Below are 12772 nucleotides of genomic sequence, written 5' to 3' on the forward strand. Positions count from 1 at the left end.
TCTCCCTGATGTCCAGTCACCACACCGCGCCCGCGCGGGAACCAGCGCGGCTACCTTCGTACTCCAACGTGTATTCGTCCGACGCCGAGGGGGCGTACGCGGCATGAGTCTCGGAGACGATCGGGAGGGGCAGACCCGCACCCGGCTGCCCGAAGCCGGCGGTGACGTGTACGGGGGCGCGCGCAGAGGGGGCCGTTCGTCGTCCCGGAGCATGATCACGGTCGTGGGTGTGGTCGTGCTCCTCATCGCCGCGATCGCCTTCGCGAACCGCGGAGGCAGCGGTTCCGGCTCCGCCGGGGGTGACGAGGACAAACCGAAGGCCTCCTCCACGGCGGCCACGGGCACCCGCCCGGTCAAGGCCAAGTCGTCAGGCATCCCGACGGGCTACGCGCACGACGAACAGGGGGCGCAGAGCGCTGCCGCGAACTACGCCATCGCTCTGGGTTCGGCCGACATGTTCGACAAGGCCAAGCGTGACGACATCCTGGCGACGATCATCACGCCGTCCCGCGTCGCCGAGTTCGAGACGACTCTGGACCAGGCCTACACGGCCGCGTTCTACAAGAACGTCGGCCTGAACGAGGACGGCTCGACCCCGACGGGTTACACGTTCGTCTCCCGCACGAGCCCCATCGGCACGAAGGTCGTCGCGGCCTCCACCACCAGCTCCACCGTCGAGGTGTGGTGCAGCGGCCTGCTGGGCCTCGCCGGTGAGAAGTCGACGAGCCCGGTCACGAACAGCTGGTTCACCATCACCATCCAGCTCGAGTGGACCGGCGGCGACTGGAAGATCGTCACGCACTCCCAGAAAGACGGCCCCACACCGGTCCCCGGCGACGAGCGGGCTTCCAGCGCCGACGAGATGGCGAAGGCCGTCCAGGAGTTCGGAGGGTTCACGTATGCCCGCTAACCGCACCGCGCTCAAGCTGACTGCCGTCCTCACGGCCGTCCAGACCACCGTGGTCCTCACGGCCTCCCGCGCCTTCGCGGCACCCACGCCCTCGCCGAGCAACGACCCCTGCGACCTGATCCACGGCCCCGCCAAGGACTTCTGCGAGAAAGACAACGGCGGCGGCAAAAGCTCCGGCACCCCCTCCCTCACCGACCCCACCACCACCCTCGACCCCCTCTCCTCCCTCGCCAAGGGCTGTGCCGACGCCGCCGCTTGGACCGTCGACCGGCTCAGCGAGGCCGTGAAGGAGACCGCGGCCGTCGACTTCACGAACCTCACGTTCCTGAAGCACTACGCCGTCGTCTTCGCCGCCTCCGCCATCCTCACCCTCCTCCTCTGGCTGCTCGCCGTCGCCAAGCGCGCCGTACGCGGCGTGCCGTTCGCGACCGCCGTGTCGGAGGCCATCGGCTTCCTCTGGCTCACCGTGCTGGCGTCCGCCTTCACGCCCCTGATCCTCTACACCGTCGTCTCGGCGACCGACGGCGTCAGCGACGTCCTCGCGAAGGCGACCGGCAACCAGACGGACACGTTCTTCGGCACGTTCTCCAAGGCCCTGGAGAAGGGCGACGACATCGGCGGCGGCCCGATCATGCTGATCCTGGTCTCGCTGATCTCGATCCTCGCCGCCGGCATCCTCTACCTGGAGCTCTACATCCGGGCCGTGCTGCTCTACGTCGGCGCCCTGCTCGGCGTCGTCGTCTACGCCGGCCTCGTCGACAAGGACCTGTGGGGGCACGTCCGCCGCTGGGCCGGCATCATGATCGCCGTCATCCTGGTGAAGCCGGTCATCGTCATCGTCCTCGGCCTCGCCGGCGCCCTCGCCACCGAGGAGGGCCCCGACTCCCTCGCCGCCGTGGTCTCCGGCCTCGCCATCATCCTGCTCGCGATCTTCGCCTCGGCGATGATCTACCGCTTCGTCCCCGGCTTCGGCGACGAGATCGCGAACACCCGCAACAACCGCATCATGCGCGGCGCCGAGAGCAAGGCCGCGGCCGTCATCAGCTCCCCGGCCACCCTCGTCGCCCAGGGCATCAAGACCCACAGCTCCCGGGCCGACAACAACGGCGGCGGAGGCGGGGCCAGTACGCCCCGCCCGGCCAACCCGGCCTCCGGCGGCGTCGCCGCCCACAGCTCGCGCTCCTCGAACGGGGGCGGCGGATCTGTCCCCTCCGCCGCACCCGCACCCCGTTCGAGCAGCCCGGTGAACACCCCGCACGCAGGCAACACCCGCAATCGTCCAGGAGGTGACGGGCGTTGACGACCGAGTCCCACGTCGCCCATCCGGTCACGCCCCGCCGTACCTATCTGATCGGCCGCGCCCGGCCGAACGCGATCGTCGGCCGCAACCGCGAGTCCGGCGAGATCGCGCTGATCATCGTCGGCGCGTTCCTCGGCATGATGTGCGGACTGCTCGTCCCCGTCCTGTCCCTGCGGATCGTGCTGCTCATGGGCTTCCCGCTGCTCGCGCTGGCCGCGGTGTACGTGCCGTACAAGCAGCGGACCTTCTACAAGTGGTTCGAGATCAACCGCAGCTACAAGCGCACCCTGCGCCAGGGCACCACCTACCGTTCCTCCGCCATGGAGGCCGGCACCCGCATCGACGGCCGTGAGGTCGAGGTCGGACCGCCGCCGGGCATCGGCCGCATCACGTGGCTGGCCGCCCCGTTCGGGCCGGACGAGATCGCCGTGCTGCTGCACGCCGACCGCCGTACCGTCACCGCCGCCATCGAGATCGAGGGCCCCGGCGTCGGCCTGCGCGACTCCGAGGACCAGGAGGCCCTGGTCGACCGCTTCGGCACCCTGCTGAAGCACGTCGCCAACAACGACGGCTTCGTGACCCGCCTGCAGATGCTGGCCCGCACCCTGCCCGCCGACCCCGACGCCCACGCCAAGGACGTCGCCGTCCGCGGCGACGACCGCGCGCCGGGCTGGCTGCAGCAGTCGTACGACCAGCTCCAGTCCATGGTGTCGACGAGCAGCGAGCAGCACCGCGCCTATCTCGTCGCCTGCATGCACTACACCCGCGAGCTGGCCGCCGAGGCCCAGGCGATGGCCCGTGCCGCCCGCCCCCACGGCCGCGGCAAGGTCGACCGGGACGCCGGACTCGCGGTGGTCATGGCCCGCGAGCTGACCGACATCTGCTCGCGCCTCCAGGAGGCCGACATCCGGGTCCGCCAGCCCCTCGGCCAGGGCCGGCTGTCGTCGCTGATCCACTCCATGTACGACCCGGACCACCCCATCGACCACATCCAGGCGATGACCCGGCGCAACGCCTGGCCGGCCGAGCTCGACGCCATGGAGCCGACGTTCCTCCAGGCGAAGACCCGCGAGTCCTCCACCCGCGCGCCCTGGTGCCACGCCACGGCCTGGGTGAAGGAGTGGCCGATGACCCCGGTCGGCGTGAACTTCCTGGCGCCGCTGCTCGTCCACACCCCGGACGTCATCCGCACGGTCGCCGTCACGATGGACCTCGAACCCACCGAGATCGCCATCGAGCGCATGCTCACCGAGAAGACCAACGACGAGGCCGAGGCCAGCCGCGCCGCCAAGATGAACCGCACGGTCGACCCCCGGGACATCGCCGCCCACAACCGTCTCGACCAGCGCGGCGAGGACCTCGCGAGCGGCGCGGCGGGCGTCAACCTCGTCGGCTACATCACCGTCTCCTCCCGCACCCCCGAGGCCCTGGCCCGCGACAAGCGGACCATCCGGGCGTCGGCCGGAAAGTCGTATCTGAAGCTGGAGTGGTGCGACCGCGAGCACCACCGGGCATTCGTGAACACACTCCCCTTCGCCACCGGCATTCGGAGGTAGGACCTGATGCGGGACCCGCTGTCCGTCCTCACCGACGCCTTCACCTCCTTCCTGTTCGGGAAGGTCGAGACGACCCGGCCACCGGTGCGCACGTCCACGGGCCAGGCGCAGGCGGTGTACCTGCCCACCGCCGCCCCCGGTCTCGGCGACTCCGGCGTCATCATCGGCCGCGAGGTCTACTCCGGGAAGGGCTACATCTACGACCCCTTCCAGCTGTACGGCCAGCAGCTCCCCGCCCCGCACTGGCTGGTCCTCGGCGAGTCCGGCAACGGCAAGTCGGCGCTGGAGAAGACGTACGTCCTGCGCCAGCTCCGCTTCCGCGACCGGCAGGTCGTCGTCCTGGACGCGCAGGGCGAGGACGGCGTCGGCGAGTGGAACCTCATCGCCGAGCAGCTGGGCATAACGCCGATCCGGCTGGACCCGGCGGCCGCCCTCGACCACGGCATCCGGCTCAACCCGCTCGATCCGTCGATCACCACGACGGGCCAGCTGGCGCTGCTGCGGACCATCATCGAGGTCGCGATGGGCCACGGCCTGGACGAGCGCTCCGGCTTCGCCCTGAAGGTCGCGCACGCCTACGTCAACGAGACCATCGTCGAACGCCAGCCCGTCCTCACCGACATCGTCGAGCAGCTGCGCCACCCCGAGCCCGAGTCGGCGGAGGCGATGAACGTCGCCATAGACGACGTACGGGCGTGGGGCCTGGACGTGGCGCTGGTCCTGGACCGGCTGGTCGACGGTGACCTCAGGGGCATGTTCGACGGCCCGACGACGGTCGGCATCGACCTGGACGCGCCCCTCATCGTGTTCGACCTGTCCCACATCGACCGCAACTCCATCGCCATGCCGATCCTGATGGCGATCGTCGGCGTGTGGCTGGAGCACACCTGGATCCGCCCCGACCGGAAGAAGCGCATCTTCCTGGTCGAGGAGGCCTGGCACATCATCAACAGCCCGTTCGTGGCCCAGCTGTTCCAGCGGCTGCTGAAGTTCGGCCGCCGGCTCGGTCTGTCCTTCGTGGCCGTCGTCCACCATCTCTCCGACGTCGTCGACGGCGCGGCGGCCAAGGAGGCGGCCGCCATCCTGAAGATGGCGTCGACCAGGACGATCTACGCGCAGAAGGCCGACGAGGCGCGGGCGACCGGCCGGGTGCTCGGCCTGCCCCGCTGGGCCGTGGAGATCATCCCGTCGCTCACCCCGGGCATCGCGGTGTGGGACGTCAACGGCAACGTCCAGGTGGTCAAGCACCTGATCACGGAGTCCGAACGCCCACTCGTCTTCACCGACCGCGCGATGACCGAGTCGTCCGCCGACCGCCTCGCCGACGACGCCCTGCGCGCCGCCGAACTCGAGGCGGAGGAACGGGCGGCGGCCTTCGTGGAGCAGCATCTGGGCGACTCGGAATCGACGGTGGCGTAGGGGGGACGAGCGTGAGACCGGACGACCGCGGGGAGCGCCGGCACCGGGAGGGCCAGGGAGGCATTCCCGACGGCCTGCTGATCGGCATACTCGGCTTCCTCCTCGGCATGACCCTGATGGTGTGGACGGCGACGGGCCTGGCGGCCCTGTTCGTCCACGGGTCGTGGCCGGACGGCGTCACGATCCCCCGCACGCCGCTCGCCATGCGCTCCCTCATCGGCGACCCCCACGACCTGGCGGGCGCGTGGCCGGACACCCCGGACGGGCAGCTCTCCGGCTACGGGCTGTTCTGGGGCCTGTTCATCGGCCAGTTGATGGTGCTGGTCGTGCTCACCGTCTTCGTGATGGGCACGCTGGCCCGCTGGCGCGCCGTCCGGGCGGCCCGCCGCACGGGACAGCCGTACGCGGCCACCGCCGCACCGGCACCCCACGAGGTGCCGGCCCCGCGGACGGAGCCCGTGCCGGACCCCGGGCCACGGCAGACAGCCCCCGCGGTGGAACGGCAGCCGGAAGCGGCCCTCGAGCACACGGCCCCGCTCACCGAGCCCGCCCCGCCCGCCTCCCCGCCGGCCGAGCCGGTCCTCGCCCCCCTCCCCACCGCCGTCACAGCCCGCGAGACGCTCCTCCTGGCCCCCAGGGACGCCCGCCGGGACCGCGCGGCCCAGGCCGTCCTGGACGCGGAGGGCGCCGCGCTCGTCGTCACGTCCAACCCGGCGCTCTGGCAGGACACCAAGGACGCCCGCGGCAAGCTGGGCCCGGTCCTCCTGTACGACCCCACACACCTGTGCGACACCCCGGCCCGCCTCCACTGGTCGCCCACCACCGGCTGCGAGGACAAGGCGACGGCCGCCTCCCGGGCCGCCGCGCTGCTCGCGCCGGTCCGCCCCACCTCCCGCCTCGACCAGGCCCTCGGCGACACCGCCGAGACGCTGCTCCGCAGCTATCTGCACGCCGCCGCCGTCGACGGCCGTACCGTCCGGCACGTCCACCGCTGGTCCCAGGGCACCCAGATCCAGGACGCCGTCCGCATCCTCCGCACCCACCCGAAGGCCGCGGCCGGGTCCGCCGGGGAGCTGGAGGCGGCACTGACCGCCCACCCCGAACGCCGGGACATGGCCCAGGAGTTGACCACCCGGGCGCTGGCCGCCCTCTCGACGGTCAACATCCGGGAGTCCTGCACGCCCCACCGAACCGATGCCCTCACCCTGGATTCCTTCGTCCACGAAACGGGCACGCTTTACGTGGTGGGTGAATCCATCGAGGACCCCAGAGCCGAGCCGGGCGCCATGCCCCTCCTGACGGCCCTGGCCGCAAGCGTGGTCGAGCGCGGCCGGCGCATGGCCGAACGGTCATCCTCCGGTCGCCTCGACCCACCAATGACGCTCGTCCTGGACGACGTCGCCGCCGTGGCTCCGCTTCCCCAGGTACCGGAGCTGCTGGCAACCGGAGCGGACCGGGGTATGCCGACCCTGGCCCTGCTCCGGTCCCGCGAGCAGGCCCGCTCCCGCTGGCCGCACGCCGACCTCCCCGGCTGACCGCGCCGCCCCGTCCGTCCGGCCCGTCCGGTCAGGGCCGCTCGATGACGAACTCCAGCTCGCGCGCCCCCTGCTCACCGACCGGCACGGTCGTCCCGGACGGCACGAACCCCACCCGCCGGTAGAAGCGCTGCGCCCGCCCGTTCTCCTCGTGCACGATGAGGCGCACCCGCTCCGCGCCCCGCGACCAGGCCCACTCCAGGGCGGCGTCGAACAGCACGTCCGTCAGCCCGCTCCCCCGCTCCTCGGGCCGTACGAACACCCCGACGACATGCCCCTGCTTGCGCTCCACCGGAAGCCCGGCCCAGTCCGTCGTGCCCGGCTCCTCGACCAGCACCGTGGCCGTGCCGACCCACACCCCGTCCGGGCGCGCGGCGATGATCTGCTGCGCCCCGTCGGCCCCTTCGCACGCACCGGCCGCCCGCTCCTGCCAGAACGCGTCGGACCGGGTCAGGGCGTCCTCGTACGTCTCGAGGAACGCCAGGTGCGCGACCGGGTCCTGGAGCGCGGCGAGGCGCAGCTCCTTCACGGCCGGCCACTCGTCCGCCCGTATCGACCGGATCACATAGCTCTCGGGGCTGCTGGTGCACATGACGGCCACCGTAGTACCCGGGTACGACATCCCTCATCCGGAATACGCCCCACGCCTCTGGGACCGGCCGGGAAGAACCCGCACGATGGACGCGTGACGGACCAACCAGCCACCGGGGCACGCACGGCCGAGCCGCTGACCCAGTACGTCCAGCGCGTCAGCCGGCGCGTCCGCGCCTTCGACACCCGCCGCCCGCTCGTCTGGGACCTGCACCTCACCGGATTCTGGGTGACGGCGGCCCTGATCGACTACTACGGCGGCGGCTGGCTCACCGTCACCCGCGCCCCCGACAGCCCCCGCTGGCTCGTCCTCACCCTCAGCCTGGGCCTGTCCGCGCCCCTCCTGTGGCGCCGCACCCACCCCCGCACCGTCCTCCTGGCCCTGACCCCGTTCGCCCTCGTCAACGCCTGGACGGGCATCACCCTCCAGGCCGTCCTGCTGCACCTGCTGGTCGTCTTCCACATCGCCCTGCGCCGCCCGGCCCGCTCCCTGTGGTGGGCGGCGGCCCTCCTCACCGCGAGCGCCACGGTGACGGCCGTACGCCATCCGCAGGGCGGCGGACCCGACCAGGACATCGTGCCCATCCTCATGACGTTCGCCGTGGCGACGGCCATCGGCATCACCGTCCGCACCCGGCGCGACCACACCGAGACCCTGGAGGACCGCGCTCGCCGCCTGGAGATCGAACGCGACCAGCAGGCCCGGCTCGCGGCGGCCGCCGAACGCGCCCGGATCGCCCGCGAGATGCACGACATCATCGGCCACAACCTCTCCGTCATCACCGGCCTCGCCGACGGCGGCAAGTACGCCGCCGCCAAGTCCCCGGAGCGCGCCGCCCAGGCCCTGAACGCCATCGCCACCACCAGCCGCCAGGCCCTCGGCGAACTGCGCCGCCTCCTCGACGTCCTGCGCGAGGAGGACCACGCCGAGGAGACCCCCGCGGCACAGCTCGCCCCGCAGCCCGACCTCACCGACCTCGACCGGCTCGTCGGCGGTGTCCGCGCGGCCGGCCTCCCCGTCGACGTCACCGTGACCGGCGTCCCGGCCCTCTCCCCCGGCCGCCAGCTCACCGTCTACCGCGTCCTCCAGGAGTCCCTGACCAACACCCTCAAACACGCCGGCCCCGGCACCACCGCCCGCATATTGCTGTCGTACGAGGAGAAGGGCGCCGTCACCGCCACGGTCACGGACACGGGCCGGGGCGGCCCCGCTCCGGGCCCCGACGGCCGCGGCCTGCCCGGCATGCGTGAGCGAACGGCCCTGTACGGCGGCACACTTGAGGCCGGCCCGCACCCGGCGGGCGGCTGGCGCGTCCACCTGAGCCTCCCGGAGGAACCCCCGCAGTGACCACCGTCCTCATCGCCGACGACCAGACTCTGCAGCGCTTCGGCTTCCGCATGCTCCTGGAGAGCCAGGACGACATGACGGTCCTGGGCGAGGCCGCCAACGGCAGCGAAGCGGTCCGTATGACGGCGGACCTCAGCCCGGACGTGGTTCTGATGGACGTCCGCATGCCCGGCCTGGACGGCATCGAGGCGACCCGCCGCATCACGGCCGCTGGCGCCCGCACGCGGGTACTCATCCTGACCACGTTCGACCTGGACGAGTACGCCTACGCCGGACTCCGCGCCGGCGCCTCGGGCTTCCTGGTGAAGGACGCCCAGCCGGAGGAACTCCTCGCCGGCATCCGGGCGGTGGCCACCGGCGACGCGGTGGTCGCCCCCAGCCTGACCCGCCGCCTCCTGGACGCGTACGTCCACCATCTGCCGTCGGAAACGCCCCAGGACGACCGTGCGGGGAAGGGAAGGCCGGGGGATGACCCGCGCCTGTCCGCCCTCACCGAACGCGAACGGGAGATCCTCACCGTGGTCGGCAGGGGCTGGACGAACACCGAGATAGCGGCCCGTCTGCACCTCGCGGAGTCCACGGTGAAGACACACGTAGGCCGCATCCTGGCGAAAACGAATTCCAGGGACCGGATCCAGGCGGTGATCCTGGCCTACGACGCGGGCCTGGTGCATCCGTCCTGAACTCCACCGGGAAATAGGTCCGGAAACGCAGAAAGGGCCCACACCGTAAGGTGTGAGCCCTTTCCCAAAAATTGTTCGGCGGTGTCCTACTCTCCCACAGGGTCCCCCCTGCAGTACCATCGGCGCTGTAAGGCTTAGCTTCCGGGTTCGGAATGTAACCGGGCGTTTCCCTCACGCTATGACCACCGAAACACTATGAAACAATCAACCGCACCATGTGTGGCACATGGGGTTGTTCGTGGTTTCAGAACCAACACAGTGGACGCGAGCAACTGAGGACAAGCCCTCGGCCTATTAGTACCGGTCACCTCCACACATTACTGTGCTTCCAGATCCGGCCTATCAACCCAGTCGTCTACTGGGAGCCTTACCCCATCAAGTGGGTGGGAGTCCTCATCTCGAAGCAGGCTTCCCGCTTAGATGCTTTCAGCGGTTATCCCTCCCGAACGTAGCCAACCAGCCATGCCCTTGGCAGAACAACTGGCACACCAGAGGTTCGTCCGTCCCGGTCCTCTCGTACTAGGGACAGCCCTTCTCAAGACTCCTACGCGCACAGCGGATAGGGACCGAACTGTCTCACGACGTTCTAAACCCAGCTCGCGTACCGCTTTAATGGGCGAACAGCCCAACCCTTGGGACCGACTCCAGCCCCAGGATGCGACGAGCCGACATCGAGGTGCCAAACCATCCCGTCGATATGGACTCTTGGGGAAGATCAGCCTGTTATCCCCGGGGTACCTTTTATCCGTTGAGCGACGGCGCTTCCACAAGCCACCGCCGGATCACTAGTCCCGACTTTCGTCCCTGCTCGACCCGTCGGTCTCACAGTCAAGCTCCCTTGTGCACTTACACTCAACACCTGATTGCCAACCAGGCTGAGGGAACCTTTGGGCGCCTCCGTTACCCTTTAGGAGGCAACCGCCCCAGTTAAACTACCCATCAGACACTGTCCCTGATCCGGATCACGGACCCAGGTTAGACATCCAGCACGACCAGACTGGTATTTCAACGACGACTCCACCCGAACTGGCGTCCGAGCTTCACAGTCTCCCAGCTATCCTACACAAGCCGAACCGAACACCAATATCAAACTGTAGTAAAGGTCCCGGGGTCTTTCCGTCCTGCTGCGCGAAACGAGCATCTTTACTCGTAGTGCAATTTCACCGGGCCTATGGTTGAGACAGTCGAGAAGTCGTTACGCCATTCGTGCAGGTCGGAACTTACCCGACAAGGAATTTCGCTACCTTAGGATGGTTATAGTTACCACCGCCGTTTACTGGCGCTTAAGTTCTCAGCTTCGCCGAGACGAATCTCGACTAACCGGTCCCCTTAACGTTCCAGCACCGGGCAGGCGTCAGTCCGTATACATCGCCTTACGGCTTCGCACGGACCTGTGTTTTTAGTAAACAGTCGCTTCTCGCTGGTCTCTGCGGCCACCCCCAGCTCACCAAGTAAATTGGATCACCAGTGATGGCCCCCCTTCTCCCGAAGTTACGGGGGCATTTTGCCGAGTTCCTTAACCATAGTTCACCCGAACGCCTCGGTATTCTCTACCTGACCACCTGAGTCGGTTTAGGGTACGGGCCGCCATGAAACTCGCTAGAGGCTTTTCTCGACAGCATAGGATCATCCACTTCACCACAATCGGCTCGGCATCAGGTCTCAGACACATGATGTGCGGATTTGCCTACACACCGTCCTACACCCTTACCCCGGGACAACCACCGCCCGGGATGGACTACCTTCCTGCGTCACCCCATCACTCACCTACTACCAGCTCGGGTCACCGGCTCCACCACTCCGACCTCGTCCGAAGACTCAGCCGGCGGCTTCACGGGCTTAGCATCACTGGATTCGATGTTTGACGCTTCACAGCGGGTACCGGAATATCAACCGGTTATCCATCGACTACGCCTGTCGGCCTCGCCTTAGGTCCCGACTTACCCTGGGCAGATCAGCTTGACCCAGGAACCCTTAGTCAATCGGCGCACACGTTTCTCACGTGTGAATCGCTACTCATGCCTGCATTCTCACTCGTCAACCGTCCACAACTCGCTTCCGCGGCTGCTTCACCCGGCAGACGACGCTCCCCTACCCATCCCAGCCTCCGTTGGGAGTACATGCTGGAATGACACGACTTCGGCGGTACGCTTGAGCCCCGCTACATTGTCGGCGCGGAATCACTAGACCAGTGAGCTATTACGCACTCTTTCAAGGGTGGCTGCTTCTAAGCCAACCTCCTGGTTGTCTCTGCGACTCCACATCCTTTCCCACTTAGCGTACGCTTAGGGGCCTTAGTCGATGCTCTGGGCTGTTTCCCTCTCGACCATGGAGCTTATCCCCCACAGTCTCACTGCCGCGCTCTCACTTACCGGCATTCGGAGTTTGGCTAAGGTCAGTAACCCGGTAGGGCCCATCGCCTATCCAGTGCTCTACCTCCGGCAAGAAACACACGACGCTGCACCTAAATGCATTTCGGGGAGAACCAGCTATCACGGAGTTTGATTGGCCTTTCACCCCTAACCACAGGTCATCCCCCAGGTTTTCAACCCTGGTGGGTTCGGTCCTCCACGAAGTCTTACCTCCGCTTCAACCTGCCCATGGCTAGATCACTCCGCTTCGGGTCTTGAGCGCGCTACTGAATCGCCCTATTCGGACTCGCTTTCGCTACGGCTTCCCCACACGGGTTAACCTCGCAACACACCGCAAACTCGCAGGCTCATTCTTCAAAAGGCACGCAGTCACGAGGCAAGCACAAGTGCTTGCCCGACGCTCCCACGGCTTGTAGGCACACGGTTTCAGGTACTATTTCACTCCGCTCCCGCGGTACTTTTCACCATTCCCTCACGGTACTATCCGCTATCGGTCACCAGGGAATATTTAGGCTTAGCGGGTGGTCCCGCCAGATTCACACGGGATTTCTCGGGCCCCGTGCTACTTGGGTGTCTCTCAAACGAGCCGCTGACGTTTCGACTACGGGGGTCTTACCCTCTACGCCGGACCTTTCGCATGTCCTTCGCCTACATCAACGGTTTCTGACTCGTCGACCAGCCGGCAGACTGATCAAGAGAGATCCCACAACCCCCACGACGCAACCCCTGCCGGGTCTCACACGTCGTAGGTTTGGCCTCATCCGGTTTCGCTCGCCACTACTCCCGGAATCACGGTTGTTTTCTCTTCCTGCGGGTACTGAGATGTTTCACTTCCCCGCGTTCCCTCCACACTGCCTATGTGTTCAGCAGCGGGTGACAGCCCATGACGACTGCCGGGTTTCCCCATTCGGAAACCCCCGGATCAAAGCCTGGTTGACGACTCCCCGGGGACTATCGTGGCCTCCCACGTCCTTCATCGGTTCCTGGTGCCAAGGCATCCACCGTGCGCCCTTAAAAACTTGGCCACAGATGCTCGCGTCCACTGTGCAGTTCTCAAA

At 67.9% G+C, this 12772-nt stretch carries 8 protein-coding genes and 2 rRNA genes; 7 read left to right on the forward strand and 3 right to left on the reverse strand.

Annotation, left to right across the window (positions count from 1 at the left end):
* Positions 1-103 precede the first annotated feature (103 nt).
* Genes F8R89_RS16760 through F8R89_RS16780 form a run of 5 tightly spaced genes read left to right on the forward strand, consistent with a single transcriptional unit; the run spans position 104 to position 6720 of the window.
* Positions 104-910 carry a hypothetical protein gene (locus F8R89_RS16760; RefSeq protein ID WP_151784747.1) on the forward strand — a complete coding sequence of 269 codons (807 nt, stop codon included), beginning with the start codon at positions 104-106 and terminating at the stop codon, positions 908-910.
* Positions 900-2210 (forward strand): hypothetical protein, encoded by a 1311-nt coding sequence (locus F8R89_RS16765; RefSeq protein ID WP_151784748.1) that lies wholly within the window; start codon positions 900-902, stop codon positions 2208-2210. The genes F8R89_RS16760 and F8R89_RS16765 overlap by 11 nt, the downstream gene beginning before the upstream one ends.
* Positions 2207-3766 (forward strand): SCO6880 family protein, encoded by a 1560-nt coding sequence (locus F8R89_RS16770; protein ID WP_151784749.1) that lies wholly within the window; start codon positions 2207-2209, stop codon positions 3764-3766. Before F8R89_RS16765 ends, F8R89_RS16770 begins: the two co-directional genes overlap by 4 nt.
* A 6-nt stretch (positions 3767-3772) precedes the next feature.
* Positions 3773-5185: an ATP-binding protein gene (locus F8R89_RS16775; protein WP_151784750.1), complete on the forward strand. Its 1413-nt coding sequence runs from the start codon at positions 3773-3775 to the stop codon at positions 5183-5185.
* Positions 5186-5196: 11 nt separating this feature from the next.
* Positions 5197-6720 carry a type IV secretory system conjugative DNA transfer family protein gene (locus F8R89_RS16780; protein WP_151784751.1) on the forward strand — a complete coding sequence of 508 codons (1524 nt, stop codon included), beginning with the start codon at positions 5197-5199 and terminating at the stop codon, positions 6718-6720.
* Positions 6721-6751: 31 nt separating this feature from the next.
* Here F8R89_RS16780 and F8R89_RS16785 read toward each other — a convergent pair whose 3' ends face one another.
* On the reverse strand, positions 6752-7312 hold the full coding sequence (locus F8R89_RS16785; RefSeq protein ID WP_151784752.1) for a GNAT family N-acetyltransferase: 561 nt from the start codon (positions 7310-7312) through the stop codon (positions 6752-6754).
* Positions 7313-7405: 93 nt separating this feature from the next.
* Here F8R89_RS16785 and F8R89_RS16790 point away from each other — a divergent pair, with 93 nt between their 5' ends.
* Both F8R89_RS16790 and F8R89_RS16795 read left to right on the forward strand, forming a co-directional pair.
* The gene (locus tag F8R89_RS16790) at positions 7406-8659 is read left to right on the forward strand and encodes a sensor histidine kinase (RefSeq protein WP_151784753.1); all 1254 of its coding nucleotides are present in this window, start codon (positions 7406-7408) and stop codon (positions 8657-8659) included.
* A complete protein-coding gene (locus tag F8R89_RS16795) occupies positions 8656-9342 on the forward strand; it encodes a response regulator (protein WP_151784754.1) in 687 nt (228 codons plus the stop codon). Before F8R89_RS16790 ends, F8R89_RS16795 begins: the two co-directional genes overlap by 4 nt.
* 73 nt (positions 9343-9415) lie before the next feature.
* On the opposite strand, the gene rrf is transcribed toward F8R89_RS16795, so the two are convergent.
* Together rrf and F8R89_RS16805 are read right to left on the reverse strand one after the other, a co-directional pair.
* Positions 9416-9532, reverse strand: a 5S ribosomal RNA gene (rrf, locus tag F8R89_RS16800).
* An 84-nt stretch (positions 9533-9616) separates the two neighbouring features.
* A 23S ribosomal RNA gene (locus F8R89_RS16805) occupies positions 9617-12739 on the reverse strand.
* Between the last annotated feature and the right edge of the window lie 33 nt (positions 12740-12772).

It is taken from the genome of Streptomyces sp. SS1-1, from assembly GCF_008973465.1.
In the GTDB taxonomy this organism is placed as follows: Bacteria; Actinomycetota; Actinomycetes; order Streptomycetales; family Streptomycetaceae; genus Streptomyces.

Bases quoted from the DNA above. Each gene is read 5' to 3' on its own strand.
- F8R89_RS16760 (WP_151784747.1), top strand. From the start codon at position 104: ATGAGTCTCGGAGACGATCGGGAGGGGCAGACCCGCACCCGGCTGCCC.
- F8R89_RS16765 (WP_151784748.1), top strand. From the start codon at position 900: ATGCCCGCTAACCGCACCGCGCTCAAGCTGACTGCCGTCCTCACGGCC.
- F8R89_RS16775 (WP_151784750.1), top strand. From the start codon at position 3,773: ATGCGGGACCCGCTGTCCGTCCTCACCGACGCCTTCACCTCCTTCCTG.
- F8R89_RS16785 (WP_151784752.1), bottom strand. From the start codon at position 7,312: ATGTGCACCAGCAGCCCCGAGAGCTATGTGATCCGGTCGATACGGGCG.